Below are 19,794 nucleotides of genomic sequence, written 5' to 3'. Positions count from 1 at the left end.
GTTCCGGATAAGGCGCCTGCCTGTAACAGATTTATTGGATGTACTTCCCAAAGAAAATGGCATTCAACAGCAATCGGTCGGTGCCATGCCAGTAATGCCGGTAAGTAGGATCTTCTGCAAAAAGGGTGACTGTACCATCGCCGGTACTGCCGGTTATAATGGCAGCACTGTTACTGATTTGCGCGATGTTTTGTTTGGATACATATCCGCTCACATAGGAAGCGGGCAGGTATTGCGCTACCGTGGCATATTTATTCCGGCTGGGCCGCAGGATAGTATTGCCTGTTTTAGTGAAGAAAATACGACGGTCGTTTAAGCCGAATGCCAGCGGATGTGTGATGTCAATATCCGCTGTAAAGATGCCGCCATTAATTCGTTTAGCCGCTTCCGTTTCTTCCCGTGTGGCAAAGTCTAACCGCACCGTTTCTTCTTTTTTCCGGGTCGTATCTGTAAAAACCTGCTCCGGTAACAGGTTTTCCTGTATAGCCCATTCCGCTGCATTTTTGAAGGTGATCAGATTACCACCTGCCTGTACCCAGTTTTTAATGCTGCTGACAGCCGCTTTGCTGAGTGAGCTGTAATTGCCATTCACCAGAATGAGGGTGTTGTAACGCTCCAGCCGAATTTTGCCTACGCTGTTGACATCCAGCTTAGTAACCGGCAGCTGTAATTGCTGATTCAGCAGAAACCATACCTGGCCGGATTCTCCTACGCTGATACCATTGCCGGTCAGTAATGCGACGGTTGGTTTTTCTACCCCGACAATATTATTGCTACCCAGGTCAATCCCTTGCAAACTATAGCCGGTAGCGGTAGTGGTAATGGATACCTGTGCCTGTGTGGCAGCCCGTTGTACAATGGCATAGAGGGTATCCGGGCTGACAGTCTGCGCCGCCACCGGAATGACTAAGGAGCCATAGGAAAAATTTTGCCGGCCACCAGGCGTAGTGGCAGTAAATGGTTTAAATGCTGTTTTTACGTGTACGCCTTTTTCCAGCAGGTAATACAAGGCTTTGGAGGCATTGTAGTCCGACCAGTCCAGCAAATAGGCATACGTGGTGGCAGTAGCTGTAACAGTACCTTTTACCGGTGTAGCCGCTGTTACTGGTGTACCCAAACTGAATCCGGCATTTTTAATGGCGGCAAACTGCAGGCCGTAGGCATGTGCCACCGACCAGGAAGTATTATCATAGAAGGCGCTGTCGGTCAGTGGTGCTGTGGCTTCAAACAGCGAATGAATGATACGGAAATCCGGTTGTGCGGCAGGGATGATATAGGCTTTGCCCTGTTCAAACTTTTTGCCGTTGAGGGTGAGGTCACCGTTGAGGTTAAACACTTTGATGTGATGTGTTAACACCAATGCCAGTAGTTTTTGAGTAAGGGTCACATCCCGGCTGTCGCCGAATACATACGCTTTGGCAGCATGGCGGCTGCCTTGTTCTACGGCAGACCGGAAAAATTCTTTCTGCAGTTTGAACAGATAGTTTTTTTCGGCTACTGCTCCTCTTACCGTAGCAATACCATTCGTAACATGGTTGCGGATGGTGAAAGGAAAGGTGAGCAGGCCATTGCTGCTTTCCTGTACCAGTCCGCGGGAACTGCCCTGTTCGAAGGTAACGCCTACAGCCCCGTAGAAGTCGGGATAGGTAGAACCGTATATGGGTGAGAGGTTATCAAAAGCTTCTTTGGTAAAATACAGGGAACCTATTTTATCCAGCGCTGCTGCGTGGTATTTGGCCAGTACTGCATTGCCGTCGTAGGAAGCCTGTGGTAGAATCGGACTTTGACGACCAGCAGGTGATGGCTCAAAGTAATAGGTACTGTTGGTACCCATCTCATGAAAATCGATGTGTACATTCGGGTACCATTGATGAAAGAAATCGAGCCGGTGGCGGCTTTCTGTCTGAGTGGCAGCAAGCCAGTCGCGGTTGAGGTCTGTAAAGAAGTGGTTGGTTCTGCCGGCGGGCCATTGTTCATTGTGTTCCCGGTCTTCGGGATCTGCTACCGGTGGAAATGATTTATACGAATTGTGCCAGTTGGCAGCGCGGTCGCGGCCATCGGGATTGAGTGCCGGATCAATCAGGATAACGGCTTCCCGCAGGAAACGGGTAGTGGCGGTATCCTGATTCGCTGCCAGAAAATAAGCTGTGAGCAGTGCTGCTTCACCACTGGAAGTTTCATTGCCATGTACGCTATAACCCAGCCACACGACTACAGGCGCCTGGCCTGAAAGGGCGGGTTGAGACGGATCTCTTTGCCGGAGATGTTCCTGTCTGATCTGGGCGATGTTTTTATAGTTTTCGGGAGCAGTGAGGGTAGCGATGAGCTGCGGCCGCTCTTCATATGTTTTGCCGATTTCCTGGAGGTGTACCCTGTCGGATGTTTTGGCCAGTTCCCGGAAATAGGCTACCAGTTGATCATGGCGGGTATAGTGGGAACCGATCGGATAACCCAGGAATTGTTCCGGTGTAGGGACTTTCGGATCAAAGGTGACAGCATCCGGAAAGTAATAGGCCTGCTGCGTATAGCCGTTGAAGGTAGTTAGCAGCAATGCCAGTAAAAATAATGTACTAAGTTGCTTATGCATATCCTTTTTTTTATCGTAATAGGTTAGTAGCCTTCATTCTGTTGTACATCGGGATCTGATTTTTCATCAGCAAAAGGAATCGGGAATACCCATTTGCGGGTATCGGTTACACCCAGTACGGTACCTGCTCTTTTAGTACGTACCAGATCGAACCAGCGGTGTCCTTCAAAGGCAAATTCGATACTGTTTTCATTTTCGATGGCGAGCAATAAGGCGTCGCGACCGGTGATGGTAACAGGAGAGAGGTCTGCGCGTTCCCGCACAGCGTTGAGATCTTCTCTGGCTTCCGGGATTTGGTTGAGGTGTGCGCGGGCTTCTGCTCTGATCAGGTACAGTTCTGCTATCCGGATGATATAGACCGGGTCATCGCGGTCTTTGTCGCGGTTGTACAGGTTACCATAGGTAACGGTATTGCCGGCAATTGTGGTGGTGGCCACCAACGACTTCCGGGCGCCGCCGATAGCAGGATCATTCACCTTTGTCACAAAGCTGGCGGAAGGCCGCAGGGTAAAGGATCCGCCTAATGAACTGGGATACCAGTCGCTGTAATTATTGTTGGCATCACTGGAAGAAAAGGTGAGTTCCAATATAGATTCCTTGCTGAGGAAAGGCGCAGTAGAAAAGGACTGATAAGGTTTTACCAGTTCATAATTTTTGTTGCCGATCAGCAGGGAAGCATAGGTAGCTGCTTCTGTCCATTGCTCGCGATAAAGGTGCAGCCGGGCTCTCAGGGCACGTACTGTATTTTTACCGGCGCGGTTGCGTACATTGTTATCGGGGAGCAGTTGTTCTGCCGTGATGAGATCTGCCAGTACCTGATCGTATGTTTGGTTCAACGTACTTCTTTTGATGCCTTTCAGGCTTTGCAGATCGGTGGTCGGTTTCAGCTGTAGCTGTACGCCGCTCCAACCTCTTCCCAGGTCAAAATAGCCCAGAGCGCGGATAAAGTAGGCATCTCCCAATATCTGATTTTTTTCTGCCTGAGCGAGCTGAGGATCCTGTACGCCGGGTACTGCTGCAATGATATTATTCGCGCTGTTGATGGCTTTGTAAATATCCCGGTAAGCCTCTGATATAATCGGGTTCTCTGAGGTAATGGCTACCTGATCTGCCTGCAGGTACTGGCTCAGGGTACCATTGAAATCTACGTTGTCGCCGGTCAGAAATCCGAGTACCGGATAGTTGGAACGTTGATAGTCCTGTACGGCATCATAGGCGCCGTATACTGCCGCTCTGGCGGTGCCGGCGTCGATAATGGCTTCTGTGCCGGAGATGGCATTGTTGGGCTTCAGGTCCAGTTGTTTGCTGCAGGCCGTCAATAAACCCGCAGTGGTGATCAGTATTAAATGGAAAGCATATAATGGTTTCATGTTCGGATGACTTTAGTGGTTAAAAAGATACATTCAGGCCTACCTGCACAGTACGGGGCTGTGGTACGGTAGCCCAGTCGAAGCCCGGCGTGTTCTGATCGGCGCTCTGGGAGCTTACTTCCGGATCGAGGCCGCGATAACCGGTAATGGTAAACAGGTTGCTGGCCTGTACATATGCGCGGAGGGAGCTGATACCCCAGCGGGCAGTAACTGCCGTAGGAATGGTGTACCCCAGTGAAATATTTCTCAGCCGGATAAAGGAACCATCCTGCAGATAACGGCTGCTCAGGTTTTGTACATTACCGCCGTAGTTATTGGCTGGACTGTTATTCTGATCAATGTTACCGGAGTAGGATGTCATCCGCGGAATATCCGTGATGTCGCCGGGATGCTGCCATCTTTCCAGCTGACGGGGAATGAAACCGATATTACGTTGTGTACCGCCATGTACCAGGAAAAAATCATTCATGTTCATGATTTTGTTGCCCTGCTGGAAATAAATCAGGAAGCTGAGATCAAAACCTTTGTAGGAAAAATTGTTGGTCAGTCCTCCGGTGAAATCCGGCCATGCGCTGCCGATGATCTGCCGGTCGTCGAGGGTGATACGCTTGTCGTTATTCAAATCTTCATACACGGCATTTCCGGTTTGCGGATCTACATATTGTTGTTTGAATAACCAGAAAGAGTAGAGCGATTGTCCTTCTTTTAACAGTACGATATTGCGGGAGCCGGCCGGAATATCAGAAGCCAGTTTTTCAATCCGGTTTTTGTTGGCAGAGATATTAAAGTCTGTTGTCCAACGGAAATTTTTTCCGGAGATGTTAACGGAGTTGATGGAGAGTTCCAGCCCTTTGTTGCTCATGGCGCCATAGTTCTGCAGGTAGGACGTATAGCCGGAGCGGGTAGGTACGGGTACATTCAGCAACAGGTCGTAGGTATATTTGTTGTAATAGTCGAATGCTATATTCAGCCGGTTGTGTAAAACTGAAAATTCTACACCGATGTCTGTCTGCCGGGTAGTTTCCCAGGTGAGGTCCGGATTGGCCAGTTGGGAAGGCGCTGTGCCGGGTTGCTGCAGGTAGTTGCTACCTGAGGACCACAGGCCCAGGGAACCGTAGTTGTCGATGCCACTTTGATTACCTGATAAACCTACACTGGCGCGTACTTTCAGCTGATCAAACAGATGGAGTTGCTGAATGAATGGTTCCTGCCCGAGCTGCCAGGTGAAACCGCCGGAAGGAAAATAACCCCAGCGGTGATTGACGCCAAACCGGGAAGAGCCGTCTGCACGCAGACTTCCATCGATGGTGTATTTATTGTCAAAGGTATAGCTGGCTTTTCCAAAGAAGGAGAGCAGCAGGGCCGCTGACTGTTGGGAAGAACCGGTTTGTATAGCCGCTACTGAAATATCTTTCAGGGAGTTGGTGGCAAAGCCAGTACCGGAAGCACTGCTGCGCTGGTAGTTATCTTTTTTAATGGTGTTTCCGATCAATGCGTTGATGGTGTGTTTTTCTCCGGCACCAAACGACTGGATGTAAGTGAGTACCTGTTCATTCTGATAGGCGATATTTTTAGATACACCGGCATACGCTGATCCGTTGGGCGTGCCATCGCTGATGAGGGTATTGCTGTAATTATTTTCCGAGAGGTCGTTGTAATCGAGGCTCCAGCTGGAACGTAATTTTAACTGCGGCAGGATGGCATATTCTGCATAGAGATTGGTGATCACCCGCCAGGTAACCGCGTTGTTGTCGAGGTTATTGATCAGGGCGATGTGGTTATCGAAATTGCCGTATTTGGCATAGGTGCCATCGGGGTTATAGATACGCAGGTAGGAGCGGGGAAACAAGGCTGAATTGATCACGCCTATCGGGTTGTTATCGTTGCTGCTTACATTGCGGTAGGCGCGGGCTATGCTGGTACTGGTACCGGCTTTCAGCCTGTCAGTGATATGGGTGTCGAAATTAAACCGGCCGCTGTAGCGTTGAAAGCCGGAAGGTTTCACCACCGATTCCTGTTTCAGGTAACCGAAGCCGATATAGTAACTGTTTTTTGCAGTACCACCCGCTACGGATACCTCATAGTTGGAGTTGGCCGCTGTTCTGAACACATCACGGATACGGTCGTACGTAGGGAGCGTATCGTATCTGGGAAAAGGGAGTGTCACCGTGGCGGGGTCCTGTTTGTTATCAATAGCCGTATTGAGCGTATATTCATTTGTTAGCAGCCCAGTTTCAGGACCAGTGGTTACCTGGAATTTTTTAGGTGCATCGGCCCAGCCGTGAGAAACGTTTACAGCTACTTTTGATCTGGTGTTGAGTTTACCCCGTTTGGTAGTAACGAGTATAACGCCGTTGGCGCCCAATGAGCCATATATAGCAGTAGCATTGGCATCTTTCAGGATCTGGATGTTTTCAATATCAGCCGGATTCAGATCGGCGAGTGGATTGGAAGCAGCCTGTCGTCCCATGCCGGTACTAATCAGGTTACTGCTGCTGATAAATACACCATCTACAATGTATAAGGGATCGTTGCCGGCATTCACGGAGTTGGTACCACGTACCCGGATGAATACACCGCCACCGGGTACACCGGAGTTACCGCTTACCTGTATGCCGGTTGTCTTACCCTGCAGCAGCTGATTAAAACCCGCTGCGGGTATGTTTTTGATGGATTCGCCACTGACGGTCGAAATGGCGCCGGCAATGAATCTTTTATTCTGCGTACTGTAACCGGTTACTACAATTTCTGATATCTGCCGGTCATTTTGTGTTAAGGCTATATCGTAGGTGCCTGCCCGTGTGATTTTTAATTCACGGGAATGACTACCGATATGGGAGATGACGATGATGGAATCTGCTGGTGTCAGTTTCAGCCGGTAGCTGCCGTCTGTGCCGGCAGTTACACCGGTAGCTTTTCCTTTGATGGTAATGGTCGCACCTATGGCTGGTTCGTTGTTGTCTTTGCCTGTGACTTTTCCTGTAATAATAAAATCCCGTTGCTGGGCGCGCAGGGTATTGCCGTATACTGCCAGGCATAGCAGTACAGCAAATGAAGTAACGTTTTTCATTTGTGTTTTTTTTGTGAATACATGCATACCGGATTTACCGGTCATCAGTGCTGTGATTTGTCAGGTTTCCTGAAATGGTGGGAACAGGAGCGATTTATTGGTTTAATTAGTCTACTAAAATGGTAGACAAATATATAATATTGTCTTTTATATCTGACAGAAAAAAAATATTTCTGTGGTTTTTTGCGTTAGTGCCATCGCTGTAATCGGCTGCATCCTTTACTGATATTATATTTCATCGGTATGTTATGCTTTTGAAAAAGAAAGATGATTCCGGTTGAAGATTTTAATCTTATCTTTATACTCTACTTAACTAGTAGACTAATTGCGCTTCACATGTTTGCTATATATCATGAACACCCCGATTGGTTCCGGCCACTCTTTCAGGAGTTGGACAGGAGAGGTATCGTGCATATACCCATTAACCCGGTTGTGCACCGGTTTAACATTGCCGTGCCCCCCGCTCCCTACGAACTTTTTTTTAACAGTACACCGGCTGCTACCTTTGAACAGGCATACCGCTCCGGCATCTCTTATACATTAAACTATCTGGCACACCTGGAAGTAAACGGTATCCGGGTTATCAACGGATATAAAGCTTTTACCTATGCGGCTTCCCGGGCATTGCAATTGATTCTGCTGGAATCACTGGGTCTGGACTACCCGGCATCTGTGGTCGTGAATCAGCTGTCGCAGCTGACTGCCGCCGCGGGCACCTTACGTTTTCCGGTAGTGATTAAGCACGCTGCCGGCAACAGCATAGGCGGAGCTATTCCTTTTGATTCCGCCGCCGCCTTACAGGAAGCTATTGCCGCAGGCAGCGTAACATTAGGACCGGATCATACAGCCATCGTGCAGGAATTTATTCCCACCACAGATGGTTATGTAAACCGCGTCGTTATGTTGGGTGGTAAGTTTTGGTATGCCTTTCGTATAGCCGTTACAGATACCTCCCGCACAGCCGTGTTTTTTACGCCGCCACAGGCCGTGATAGCCGAAGCCGCCTATATTTTGCAGCATAGCAGCATCGACGTGGGCAGTGTAACCTGGCTGAATGATGAACGGGATGGTAAGGTATTGTACCTGGGCATACATACAGATATTACCTTCAACACCGCCACACCCATTGCTTCCTTTGCACCGCTGGCAGATTATCTGGTAGAGGAAGCTGCGAAGCAGCAACCGCCGGTATTTTCCACATCGGTATAGCTGACAGGAATAAATAAAGCGCAACAGGTGTATCTTTGTCTGCAACTGCTATATCGTTATGGATATCAGAGAATACCTGCCCTGCCCTAAATTATTGCCATACATCGATGCCTACTGGGAAGCTACCAGCGATAACAGTGGAGATAAGATGGAGAAAATTATACCAGACGGATGTGTAGACCTCCTCATTAATCTGGGAGAACGTTTTTATATTCCAGCTGCCGGCGTATGGCTGGAAAACGGGAAAACCTATCTGGGAGGTACCATTACCCGGGCCGTTTTTGCAGAACTACCTGCCGGGATGCACTTGCAGGGTATTCGGTTTAAGCCGGCTGCATTCCCTTATTTCTATGCATATGATTCGCTGCATATCACCACCAACCGGTTTGTCGATTTTGATGCAGCAGCGATGCCCGGTATGGCTGTCATGGCCGGTGAGCTGCCTGCAGCCTGTAATCGTTTGCTGGCAAACCGCTTTACAACGCCTGCTCATTCCTTATTGCCCCTGATGGATACGATCCGGCAGCATAAGGGCAATATGACGGTACAGCAACTGGCAGCCCTGCATTATATGACCGTACGGCAACTGGAACGGGGCTTTCGTACCTACGCAGGATTAAGTCCCAAGGAATTGATCAGTATCATCCGGTATCAATATGCGGCACAACTGATCAGTACCGCCTATCCTCACCGGTCTTTGCTGGACATTGCCCTGGAGAGTGGTTACTATGATCATGCGCATTTGAGTAATGAGATAAAGAAATATGCCGGTGTAGCACCAACCCGTTTGTGATTTTGTCGTGTTTTTCCAAACAGCAGATATCCTTACCGGATAATTTTGTGTTACCAAACATACCTGCATAACATGAAAACAATCACAACGAAACCTGCTTTCCGGAAGTATATCGGTTATTACATGATGGGTGTATCCATGCTACACCTGCTGGTTGGCTTTATCATCGACCCCACAGTTACTCTGGCCATCGTGGCTGCCGGCATATTTAATACAGCGGAAGCAACGCCCGCTTTTTTTGGTTTTTTCTGGTTTCAGATGGCGGGCCTGTTTATGTTACTGACCGGCAGTTTTATCCAGCATTATCTGCAAACAGTGCCTACTCCCATACCCCGTCGGTTCGGCTATTACCAGCTATTGATCACTGTTTGCGGCTGCGTGATGGAACCGGTATCCGGCTTTTATCTTTTTATACCCGCAGCGTTACTCCTGATCTTTCCGAGCCGACAATGCGATACATCGGCAGTGCATGGAACCCTTTCCTGATGCGGTGTTTCCAGGTTTCAGCTGCTGCCGGGCCGAAAAGTTTTATTTACCGTTTGTCATTCTTTTGATAAAAAAAGGCCAACATTTTAATACTTTTCTAACTGAATCCAATCATCAGCCAACCAACCAACCAACCATGAAAAGATTTTTTTTCAGCTGCTTTATATTGGCAGCATCCTGCAGTGCATGGGCACAGCAACAGGTAACTATTCAGGGAAAAGTACCTGCTTCCCTTGACCAACAGTATATTTATCTGTCTAAATCCGGTACCGGTACCTTGCTTGATTCCGCACAGATACAACGCGGCACTTTTAAAATCACGCGTGCACAGGAAGATACGGTATTGGCCGTATTACGCCTGTCGGTAAAAAACGGCGCCCGGTATCGCAACGGCTCCCGCGAACTGTATCTGTCTCCCGGAGATCGTATTACCGTTACCGTTAACCGGGAAGACACCACCAACCTGCTGAAAGGCGCTGTTGTAAAAGGTTCCCGGTTTACTGCACAGCTGGATGAACTCACCGCTTCCCTCGCTACCGTTACAAAAAGTATTGACTCCATGCGCGAGTTGAATATGCGGAGTATGGAACAAAAGAACTTCGACACCACCGGTTATTATGTGCGTAACAAAGCCTTTAAAGAGCTGTTTGCCGAAGACAAAAAAATCCGCGAAAACTACATTGCTGCGCATCCTGATTACTATGTCAGCCTGATTACTTTCAGTGTGATGCAAGGTCGCCGGGTACTGGATGTACCTGCCGCGCAGCAGGTATTTGACAAATTTCCCGCTGCTTTGCGTACTTCTGCACCCGGGCAGAAAATGGCTGCGCTGCTGAAAGCTTCTGCTACCGTATCACTGCAGCAGATTGCTCCTGATTTTACCTGTACAACGCCTACCGGTACGCAACTGAAACTGTCTGACCTGCGGGGTAAATACCTGTTGCTGGACTTCTGGGCAAGCTGGTGTGGTCCGTGCCGTGCAGAGAACCCTAATGTGGTAAAAGCTTTCCAACGGTTCAAAGACAAGAACTTCGACATCCTGGGTGTATCACTGGATCGCGAAGGCGACCATAACAAGTGGACTGCGGCTATTGAAAAAGATGCCCTGACCTGGCACCATGTGAGTGACCTGAAATGGTGGAAGAGCGATATCGCTAAATTATACCTGATCTCTTCCATTCCACAGAATTTCCTGCTGGATCCCAATGGCCGCATCATCGCAGTAAACCTGCGTGGAGAAGCACTGGAGCAGGAGCTGGAAAAAGTATTGGGTAAATAATATTTACATCAATGAAAAGCGCCCCCGCCTCAGCGGGAGCGCTTTTTTATGTATATCGATTATCGTTGTAAAATAGCAACTACGCCCATTCCGCCGGCGGTACAAATGGAAATCAGTGCTCTTCCGCTGCCCCGTTCCTGCAACAATTTGGCTGTTTGTGCCACAATCCGGGCGCCGGTGGCACAAAACGGATGCCCTATGGCCACACTGCCACCCCGGGTATTCAGTTTACTACGATCTATACTGCCCAATGGCGCATCATAGCCCAGCTTTTTACAATACACCGGATCTTCCCACGCTTTCAGGGTACAGAGTACCTGGCCGCAAAAAGCTTCATGGATTTCATAGATATCGAAATCCTGCAGGCGGAGATGCTGGCGTTTCAATAAGCGCGCCACCGCATAGGTAGGTGCCATCAGCAATCCCTCCCCATGCACATAATCTACGGCAGCCGATTCTGCATCCACAAAATGCGCCATCACCGGCCATTTTTGTTGCTGGGCATATTCTTCTGAGGCCAGCAGCATGGCTGCTGCGCCATCGGTATAAATGGTGCTGTTGCCCGCCGTCAGGGTACCCTGGCCGCTAAAATCGAAAGCCGGTTTCAGCTTCGCCAGTTTTTCGGCGGAGGTATCACTGCGCACAATGGTATCTTTGGTAACCCCTTTATACGGAAATACCAGGTCATCATAAAAACCGGTATCCCAGGCCTTAGTGGCATTCAGATGGCTTTGCCAGGCCAATGCATCCTGTTCCTCGCGGTGAATACCCCATTCCTTTACCATCCGTTCAGTATGCTGCCCCATTGATAACCCGGTACGGGGTTCTACTACTGCAGGATACACAGGCGCCAGCTCTTTCAGGCGGATAGAAGCCAGTATTTTCAGTCGTTCACCGAAAGACTTCGCCGCACGCAAGGCTGTGAGTTTCCAGGAAAGTTGTTGTGATAACAACAAGGGCAGATCACTATTGGTATCGCTACCACCAGCGATGCCGGTATCTATTTGTCCGGCTGCAATACGGAGGCTTAATTGAATCGTGGTATCCAGGCTGGTGCCACAGGCCCGTTGCACATTATAGGCCGGCGTATGTGGGTCCAGGTTGGTTCCCAATACACATTCCCGGGCAAAGTTCCATTCTGTAGACCGGTTCAGCAATGCCCCCAGGGCTACATCTCCCACCCGTTTACCGGCCAGCTGATAACGTTCCGTCAACGCCTGCAGGCAGGCCGTCAGCATTTCCTGATTGGATATCCGATTATAGTGTGTGAAGGATTTTACAAAAGGGATGCGTTGTCCGCCAATGATAGCCACCTTTTTCATACCAAGAGGATTTATCTAAAGTTACTGATAAAGTGGTTTGCACGCTTTCAGTATCCTTATTAGTTCACCTGATTAGGTAGCTTTTTTCCTTGCAGCGCGGCAATAATATTCTGTGCAGCTATCGTTGACATGGCATTCCTGGTTTCCACGGTAGCGGAACCGATATGCGGCAACACAGCCACGGTAGGCATATCCAGCAAAGGGTTGCCGGGTTGCATCGGTTCAGGATTGGTAACATCCAATCCTGCTCCCCAGATGCTGCCGTTTTCCAGGGCGGCAATCAGGTCGGTTTCATTATGAATACCACCTCTTGCTGCATTGATGAATATAGCGGAAGACTTCATCCTGTCAAAAGCAGCTTTGTCAAACCTGCCTTTGGTGTCGGGTGTAAGGGCGGTATGAATGCTGATGACATCACTTTGTGTCAGCAGCTCGTCGAAGGATACCGGGATGGCGCCCAGCTCTTTTTCAGCGGCCTCATTGCGGCTTCTGTTGTTGTAGATAATTTTCATGCCGTAGGCATCGCGGCAACGTTTGGCCATCACATAACCTATCTTGCCCAATCCCCAGATCCCCAGTGTTTTTCCCTCTAAGGATATCCCCAGGTTGGCAGTGGGATCTGAAAATTTCCATTCTCCGTTTATAATGCGTTTATGCATGTAAAACACTTTGCGGGATACCGCCAGCATTAACAAAAAAGCAATATCTGCTGTGGCATCACTGAGGACATCCGGTGTATTGGTTACCGGTATACCCAGGTCTGCGGCAGCCTGTACATCTATGTTATCATAACCGACGGATAATAATGCAATCACTTTCAAGTGGCGGCATTGCTCCAGGAAAGCCCGTTCTATCCGCTTCCCGCCGGCAAACAACAATGCATCATTTTCCTGGCAATGTGCTACCAGCTCTTCATCCGTAAGATTCCGCCTTTCTGTCCACTGGGTAACGGTAATCCCTGCACGTTGCAATAGTGTCAGCCCTTCTTCCGGGATGCGCCTGGTTGTAAATACCCGCATATGAAATTTTTTTGGATGTTCGTAAGGGGTAAAGGTACCACAAAATCGCTTGTGGTCAGGCAGTTAGATAGGTAAGCAGTATGTGGTGAAGGTAACTTGTTTGCAGCATTACCGAAGGATGCCTGCATCGTCTTTTGGGTGATCGTTTTATGGAAGCATTAGTAGCCGTCTTCCAATTCTGTTATTATGATTGCTGGTGTATCGACAGCATATCTAAATCGAATTGAATCTCCTTCCTGTAAGTTGTCCGGATTGTGATCCCATCCACCTTCATATTGATACATGTCATTTCCAATCTTGTATTTTACGGTTATACTATGACCTTTATAAGACCGTTTCTTCATAATAATTCCTTTACCATAGCCATCTTTACTATTGATGAGCGCCAGGTTTATGGCCTTCTTTCTTTCGGCGTTTTGGTTTATCAAAAAAAGCACGGTTCCCCAACCTATTACAAATAAGGTGAACATAAATACTAGTTTTTTCCTGTCTGTCTTTTTACTCATCTTTAACGGGAGTCGCTTTTTTATTTCAATTAATCCGGTGATAGCTTTATATTTTTACATCCTTAAACGATCAAATGGTTTTCATCATTTTTTGTATATTCTTGTTGTTTTTTATTCTACTGGTTGTTTTTTCAGGAAAGCTGGCTAATCATCTTATCCATCGTCGTATCAGTAAGCTATTAACCATACACAAACATACATTGGTTTCAATTACCCATACGCATAAAGCGTTCAAATATAAACCGGATATCAATAGAATAACCTGGAAGCGTTTTGTAAGAATAGGTAACGCGCCCGCCCAGACGACTATGTTTAAAGAAGTCGTTTTTTATACGGTTGATGGGGAACGGATCTCAACCCGGGTTGCCATCGATAGTTTTTTTATAATATTCCACGAGTTTTTTTTTGAGATAGATTTAGAGACGATGGTTGTTCGTTGCATAGCATGAGGTACTTTATTCATCCTTTCCGAAATACCAACCTGATTTGATACGATCGAATTGTGGCATTTTTTCTATCCAATACTCATTGGTTATTTTGGTTTTATCAGGAGCGTAGATTAAATAGGTTTTATCATTTAGATAAAATATCAACATTCCAGGGTTGCGTCCTAATACACTCCATACGTTCATTTTTACAAATGTTGATATTATGCTGTCTGCATAGCCTTTTGAGTAATGCAGCGCTTCTTCCAATGTTGAATGCCCAAAGTGTTGTCCATACTTAAATGCATCTAACATTTTCGGACTACTCATTAATGTATTAGTATACAGTGAAAAATTAGGTAAATAGAAATCTTCTCCATTCAACTCTTTTATAAAAGAGTAAGCGATAAACGTGTCATTTCTGATGAAGCGGGCTTCTATAAAAATATCATTGAAAAGAGCAATATTGAGCCTTTCCAGTTGCTGTACTTTTTCAATATAGTACGCGCGGGGCTTTTCTGTGTGGGCGCAGGAATGCAGGAGGAGTGAAAGAAACAGAAGGCGTAGATAGCTGCGCATATAATGTGGGGATTTACCTCATCCGATTCTCCCATGAGAAGAACCGGATGAAGTATGATTTGAAGATATTACTTTGGAACGCCACTCACTCTTCCATTATACCAGCCATATCTACCCTTGTTAAAAGGGAAATAAAATCCAATTTCCCCTTTTTTGCGACATTCATTGTACCATTCCTTATACTGCTTGTATACGATTTTAATCTTCGCAGGATTGTCGTTAATAGATTTATCTAGTTTGTTGTCGTACAAAACAGGAGAACAACTATATAACTCCATCCATCGTGGCCAACAGATACGATTAATAATATATAAAGCATCCACCTGAATAGGGTAGCGTGTTACTCCCCGGGGTTTCCCGCCACATCCTTCAATACCATTAAAACTGCTATTCACAACCTTCATGCAGCACAGGGAGGTATCATGCTCAAATGCCAGTAATTTCCCGATGAATCCGAGCTTAGTCGAATCCGGCAGATTAATAAATTCGTCTAACCAGTAGTCAACGGACGATTTTACGTCACTGGTATCAGACTTTAACCGAAGAATAATCTTTTCGCCTGTATATTTAGTATCGTAGTTACATTTTTCCTTTGTTACTGCTATCAGCCTATCCTGAGCCATACTGATAAAAGGACTTAAAAGTACGAGAACGAAAAAGAGTCTTTTATACTTACATTTAATTAGATAATTCATAAGCTGTTCTTCTAAATGTTCCCACTGCCTTATCGGTAGTTTTTAATTTATTGTCTTTTCGCACCTTCGTTGCTTCTTGCTGAGATACTGTACGAACACCATTAGATACCTTTCCTGCAGTGGTATTCACCTGTTTATTGGGTGTTTGTTTTTCATATAATGTTGTTCTGGTACCTGGTTGATAAGAATTTACTTTTTTATCGTTGTCCAGGGTTGATTGTTTTACTTTTCCTAAATCGTGATCTATGGTGGCACTACCATCCTTGTTTATTTTACCGGAATGGTAATCAACTCCTCCATAACTCATCACAAAAGCATCTGCATTATTTATGGATACTCCCTCACTGGTATAACCGTCTTCTCTCAATATGGTGTTAATACTTTCGTTAGCATCCGATCCGTCAACAATGACCAGTTTTCCTTCTGCAAAAGTAGTTCCATGGCAATTCTGGCATGCATCAACAGGAGCCGCAGTCGTAGGTGAAAATGATTTGTCTGCATTCTGCTGCTCCACATATTGGCTAACCATTTGCAATGCCCTGACAGGTGTACCCTGATCTGTATATATAAGTACCTCTTTGAAACTTGCACTGACTCTGTAAGTATTGCCATCCTGTCTTGTAATCTCATCATTTCTGACGTATTTATTGCCGGTAGATGTTGCAATAATATTTCCGTCCTTATCTCTTAATAAATGACCCCCTTCGTCAATTATTTTTACAGGGTTATTAGCTGTATACTGATAAGGAGAGAGGGAGATATATACCTCTGCATACTTATCCTGCGTATGCCACCTGCCGATTTGTGGATCCTGCATTCTGGCGCCATAATCATACCATTCCAACCCTACTCCATCACCAAACTCATTACGTTGTAACTCTTTCCCATTATACTTTATTTTATTCTCCGGATAGGCAGTCCCTTTTAAGATACTGGACGATAGTCCTGCCATCGTCAATCCAAACGGATAATAATGTGTTTCCTCCAGCACGGGGCCATTGGTCACACCCAATACGATATTATCAAAGAACACTTCCTGCGGAGTTTCATTGCTGGTGTATACATACAGGAAACCACTTTTCTTCACGGGCATTTTATCTACCGCCAGGGTTTGTAACTGATCTGGCTCCGCTTTCACCTGTTTTACGCCACTGTTCTCTTCAACTAAGTTAAACTGGTCGTCGAACAAAACAAAATTCAGATAAGCTTTAGGGCGGTCTTGTTGCTGCCGGTTCGGTTCTTTATCTTTTAAACGTTGATAGTCTTTGTTATAGAAATTCGTGTTAAAGGGTGTTTGATTGCCATTCGCTGCCATATCATGGGCGCCAGCCTCCGCGGCGGTACCACCGAATGCTTGTACCAGGGCTGCCAGCATATTTTCTGCAGGTAGTCCCGCAGTATTTTTGTCCTGCGGACCGGTAGATTTATAGAACGCTTTCGTGCCGATCTGGATGGAGTCGCCGGCCATCACGCGTAATACAATGGAAGGACCAATCTTTTTACCTCCATTTTTAGCGGTTAGCCTGGCAACAGATTCGTTTTGAGTGGTGGCGGCATCATCTGCCGGATAGCCTACCGGTTTGGGTACACGGGTGTCATCGATGTTACTGAAGAATTGAGATTCTTTGGCTGCTGCCGGTGTTTCCATCGTAGCGGCATAGATAGAAAAATCGCGTTGTTCGGTGAGTACCAGGCGCGTATTGTTCAGGTGATCTTTTACAAAATAGTCATATACATAAGCAGGTGCCTGCCCGGCTTTATACGCAAGCCGTATCCGGCCTTCTTCGTGACCAAAGAATTGTAGGGTATCATTCTGGTAAACGAAGCCATTGATGTAACTGGTGGTGGTGGTGGTAAAAGGTGATCTGGTTTTATCGGTAACGATCTTTTTTACCTTATTGCCGGATGCGTCGTATTGATAAGCCACAGTACCTTTGTTATCCATCGTGATCAGTACCGGAAGGTTCAGGTGATTATAGGCGATACTGGAAATGGCTTTATTAAGGTCTTTGGTGAGGTTACCATTCCGGTCATAGTCATAATCATTACCCGTGTTTTTTCCGTTCTTAAAATCGCCTAAGGTAGTGGTTACACCACTGGTGTCATATACGGTGGCGAGCTTATTACTATTAGGCAGATACGTATAGGTCAGCTGATCCAACGGCACAATACTGGTGCCATCCATACCTTTCTGCGCCATTTTGGTGATGTTGCCATTGGCATCATAATTAATCCAGGGTACAGAATAGTTTATTTTATGCTGTGACCAGGCAGTGCTACCGGCATCCTGTTGACTGAAATCAGCCTGGGATAAACGATTGCTCGCATCATAATTATAACCGTATGCTCTTGGCAACGGATCATTCCAACCTTTCCAACGGATACCGCTGATATTACCATTGAAGGACTTGTCGCGGAAACCATTATCATAGCTGAGTTCCTGGCCGAAGTGAGCGCCACTGCCGCCATTGTTCAGGTAATCTTTGTTGATGCTTTTTAACCAGCCCCGGATGTTGTATTCATAGGATAACTGTTCCAGTGGCGGACTGTTTTTCTGTATGCCCAGCTGTTTGGTTTTCATTTGTCCTAACTCATCATAGTCGTTGGTAGCAATGGTTCTTTCCAGGCTTTCGTTATCATTCACCCGTTTTTTGATTGTTTTCAACCGGCCGGCATCGTCATATCCCATCATGGTCAGCAACGTTGTTTGTGGCGTGGCACTACTGGCCGGATGGGTATGCCGTTGATAGGTACTTAATACCTTTCCATTGAAGTCATACAGGAACGTAAGTGTTTCTTTACCACCTGCAGCGTTATCGCTGATCGTTTGCAACACTTTTGCCTGATCGTTGTAATAGGTAGTAGTGGTGAGCCATTGGTCCGTATCGAGGATACGAACTTTAGTACCGGTGACGAGTCCGAATGTTTGATTGGAGGCGATCGTGGGCATGGCATAGGGATTCCCATCTGCCTGCGGTTTATTGTTATCTGCTGTTACTGCCGCCTGTACACCTGGATAATTATAGTGATCGTAGAAGGTATAGGTAAGGGGAATCAGATCCGCGGCAGCTATACCCGGTAAAGGATTAGAGACAGGCACAGTGGCCACCTCACCGGTTAGGGAAGGATTGATAAATGCCTCCATTTCGGTACTGGCACCCGTTTCAAAACCAGGTTCTATCCTGATGTTGTTGGTCGCTATATATTTATCACGGTCATGTTGATTCACCACCAGCTCGGAAATGCCGGGGAACGTATAGGAAGTACTGCCATTGGCCAACGCATTGTTCATACTGGTCTGTAGTGCTTCCCGGCGGATGTTGGATTTATAGAGTGCGGTTTGAACAGGTCTGTTGAGCGCATCGTAGAAGGTGGTGAGCCATTGCCCACTACCTGTGTTACGGAGTTGTCCGTCCTGTACAAATACCAACCGGTCACGTACATCGTATACCATATCGGTGGAATCGGCGCCCGGTATTTTTTTAAAGGTCATACGGTTACGTCCATCGTAACGATATTCAAAACATAATTCTGCTGCCAGGGGCGCTACATTCCAGGTAGTAGTAATTTTTTCCACGGCGAGTGGCGGGATAACAAAACGCAGGTTATTCCAGTCATCGTATACATAGTAGGTGCATAACCAACCCATGTGCCCATTGCCGGGCGTTGTGGCCAGTTGTACTTTTTTGAGGATGACCAGATCGCTTTTGTCTTTGTAGACGATTTGCTGATACCCATTTTCATCGATGGTGATATTTTTATAAAGCTGTCCGGCGCCATAGAGCGTAGCGCTGGTGGGCGTATTCCCCGTCATGCTCCAGCTTCTTACAGAATCCGTCAATGCATTGACCAGGTACTGTTGCTGCACAGGGTGGTTCCCGCCGGTTTTAGCCCAGCTATTACCTGGCGCATAGATCTTTGATACCCGGTTCAGCGGAGAGGCTTCAAAGTCTGTCTGGCTGTAATAGATGGTTTCATTTTTAGCGCCGGGGTTGAGCGTGTTATCTGCATAAAATGCCCGCTGACTATTAAAAGGATCGGTTTTGAAATTACCATCTTTGGCATTTGGCACATAGGGCAGGTATTTATACTGTTCTCTTCCCAATGCATCATACACTACCGGCGCTACCACATCATTCCCGTTTTTACTCATGCCTTTGGCGACGGTTTGTAATGGTCGTCCCAGCCCGTCGAAGTATTGGGTGGATTGCCTGACTTCTTTTACCGTCCGGCTGCTATTGATGATCTGCGCCACATCAGTCGAGGGCATCGCCGGCTCCCAGGTACGGATGTAATTAACAATTGTCGTGTTATAGGCGGCCGGTACGGCAACAGGTACGGCGGCTACACTACCGGGAGTGGCAGGTACATTCTGCGCACGGAGCGTACCCGCTAAAAGCAGGCATAGTGCTGCCAGGCAGCTGGTATAGGTACATGTTCGGGACATAGGGTAC

At 47.0% G+C, this 19,794-nt stretch carries 13 protein-coding genes; 4 read left to right on the top strand and 9 right to left on the bottom strand.

The genetic code is table 11. The annotated features are described in order from the left end of the window. Window positions 1–31: 31 nt before the first annotated feature. From OL444_RS27965 to OL444_RS27955, 3 genes are read right to left on the bottom strand one after another with little or no spacing between them, the layout of a single operon-like run. On the bottom strand, window positions 32–2,587 hold the full coding sequence (locus OL444_RS27965; protein WP_264727867.1) for a M14 metallopeptidase family protein: 2,556 nt from the start codon (window positions 2,585–2,587) through the stop codon (window positions 32–34). A gap of 23 nt (window positions 2,588–2,610) precedes the next feature. Next, the gene (locus tag OL444_RS27960; protein ID WP_264727869.1) at window positions 2,611–3,957 is read right to left on the bottom strand and encodes a RagB/SusD family nutrient uptake outer membrane protein; all 1,347 of its coding nucleotides are present in this window, start codon (window positions 3,955–3,957) and stop codon (window positions 2,611–2,613) included. A gap of 19 nt (window positions 3,958–3,976) precedes the next feature. Continuing rightward, on the bottom strand, window positions 3,977–7,027 hold the full coding sequence (locus OL444_RS27955; protein WP_264727871.1) for a SusC/RagA family TonB-linked outer membrane protein: 3,051 nt from the start codon (window positions 7,025–7,027) through the stop codon (window positions 3,977–3,979). Window positions 7,028–7,363: 336 nt separating this feature from the next. On the opposite strand from OL444_RS27955, the gene OL444_RS27950 reads away from it, so the two are divergent. The 4 genes from OL444_RS27950 to OL444_RS27935 all read left to right on the top strand — a co-directional run bounded on the left by OL444_RS27950 (window position 7,364) and on the right by OL444_RS27935 (window position 10,794). Then, window positions 7,364–8,236: an ATP-grasp domain-containing protein gene (locus OL444_RS27950; protein WP_264727873.1), complete on the top strand. Its 873-nt coding sequence runs from the start codon at window positions 7,364–7,366 to the stop codon at window positions 8,234–8,236. A gap of 58 nt (window positions 8,237–8,294) precedes the next feature. Then, window positions 8,295–9,029, top strand: a complete 735-nt coding sequence (locus OL444_RS27945) for a helix-turn-helix transcriptional regulator (protein ID WP_264727875.1) — start codon at window positions 8,295–8,297, stop codon at window positions 9,027–9,029. Window positions 9,030–9,101: 72 nt separating this feature from the next. Beyond that, window positions 9,102–9,515, top strand: coding sequence for a DUF6463 family protein (locus OL444_RS27940; protein ID WP_264727877.1), 414 nt, complete (start codon window positions 9,102–9,104; stop codon window positions 9,513–9,515). A gap of 136 nt (window positions 9,516–9,651) precedes the next feature. Beyond that, window positions 9,652–10,794, top strand: a complete 1,143-nt coding sequence (locus tag OL444_RS27935) for a TlpA disulfide reductase family protein (protein WP_264727879.1) — start codon at window positions 9,652–9,654, stop codon at window positions 10,792–10,794. A gap of 59 nt (window positions 10,795–10,853) precedes the next feature. On the opposite strand, the gene OL444_RS27930 is transcribed toward OL444_RS27935, so the two are convergent. The 6 genes from OL444_RS27930 to OL444_RS27905 form a co-directional block, all read right to left on the bottom strand. Further along, window positions 10,854–12,116, bottom strand: a complete 1,263-nt coding sequence (locus OL444_RS27930) for an acetyl-CoA C-acetyltransferase (RefSeq protein WP_264727882.1) — start codon at window positions 12,114–12,116, stop codon at window positions 10,854–10,856. 59 nt (window positions 12,117–12,175) lie between these two features. Then, window positions 12,176–13,135 (bottom strand): 2-hydroxyacid dehydrogenase, encoded by a 960-nt coding sequence (locus tag OL444_RS27925; protein WP_264727884.1) that lies wholly within the window; start codon window positions 13,133–13,135, stop codon window positions 12,176–12,178. A 158-nt stretch (window positions 13,136–13,293) separates the two neighbouring features. Beyond that, window positions 13,294–13,605 carry a B3 domain-containing protein gene (locus tag OL444_RS27920; RefSeq protein ID WP_264727887.1) on the bottom strand — a complete coding sequence of 104 codons (312 nt, stop codon included), beginning with the start codon at window positions 13,603–13,605 and terminating at the stop codon, window positions 13,294–13,296. 491 nt (window positions 13,606–14,096) lie between these two features. Next, window positions 14,097–14,645, bottom strand: a complete 549-nt coding sequence (locus OL444_RS27915) for a hypothetical protein (RefSeq protein ID WP_264727889.1) — start codon at window positions 14,643–14,645, stop codon at window positions 14,097–14,099. A 68-nt stretch (window positions 14,646–14,713) separates the two neighbouring features. Beyond that, complete coding sequence (locus OL444_RS27910) at window positions 14,714–15,268, bottom strand: hypothetical protein (protein ID WP_264727891.1); 555 nt, start codon at window positions 15,266–15,268, stop codon at window positions 14,714–14,716. Window positions 15,269–15,323: 55 nt separating this feature from the next. After that, entirely contained in the window at window positions 15,324–19,787 is a 4,464-nt protein-coding gene (locus OL444_RS27905) for a DUF6443 domain-containing protein (RefSeq protein WP_264727892.1), read from the bottom strand. Between the last annotated feature and the right edge of the window lie 7 nt (window positions 19,788–19,794).

The organism is Chitinophaga nivalis, assembly GCF_025989125.1.
GTDB lineage: Bacteria > Bacteroidota > Bacteroidia > Chitinophagales > Chitinophagaceae > Chitinophaga > Chitinophaga nivalis.
This window is presented reverse-complemented; position numbering and strand designations above follow the sequence as displayed.

Excerpts from the sequence above, each read along its gene's own strand:
- OL444_RS27960 (WP_264727869.1), bottom strand. The coding sequence starts at position 3,957 with ATGAAACCATTATATGCTTTCCATTTAATACTGATCACCACTGCGGGT.
- OL444_RS27940 (WP_264727877.1), top strand. The coding sequence starts at position 9,102 with ATGAAAACAATCACAACGAAACCTGCTTTCCGGAAGTATATCGGTTAT.
- OL444_RS27915 (WP_264727889.1), bottom strand. The coding sequence starts at position 14,645 with ATGCGCAGCTATCTACGCCTTCTGTTTCTTTCACTCCTCCTGCATTCC.
- OL444_RS27955 (WP_264727871.1), bottom strand. The coding sequence starts at position 7,027 with ATGAAAAACGTTACTTCATTTGCTGTACTGCTATGCCTGGCAGTATAC.
- OL444_RS27905 (WP_264727892.1), bottom strand. The coding sequence starts at position 19,787 with ATGTCCCGAACATGTACCTATACCAGCTGCCTGGCAGCACTATGCCTG.
- OL444_RS27935 (WP_264727879.1), top strand. The coding sequence starts at position 9,652 with ATGAAAAGATTTTTTTTCAGCTGCTTTATATTGGCAGCATCCTGCAGT.
- OL444_RS27950 (WP_264727873.1), top strand. The coding sequence starts at position 7,364 with ATGTTTGCTATATATCATGAACACCCCGATTGGTTCCGGCCACTCTTT.
- OL444_RS27910 (WP_264727891.1), bottom strand. The coding sequence starts at position 15,268 with ATGGCTCAGGATAGGCTGATAGCAGTAACAAAGGAAAAATGTAACTAC.
- OL444_RS27945 (WP_264727875.1), top strand. The coding sequence starts at position 8,295 with ATGGATATCAGAGAATACCTGCCCTGCCCTAAATTATTGCCATACATC.
- OL444_RS27965 (WP_264727867.1), bottom strand. The coding sequence starts at position 2,587 with ATGCATAAGCAACTTAGTACATTATTTTTACTGGCATTGCTGCTAACT.
- OL444_RS27920 (WP_264727887.1), bottom strand. The coding sequence starts at position 13,605 with ATGTTCACCTTATTTGTAATAGGTTGGGGAACCGTGCTTTTTTTGATA.
- OL444_RS27925 (WP_264727884.1), bottom strand. The coding sequence starts at position 13,135 with ATGCGGGTATTTACAACCAGGCGCATCCCGGAAGAAGGGCTGACACTA.
- OL444_RS27930 (WP_264727882.1), bottom strand. The coding sequence starts at position 12,116 with ATGAAAAAGGTGGCTATCATTGGCGGACAACGCATCCCTTTTGTAAAA.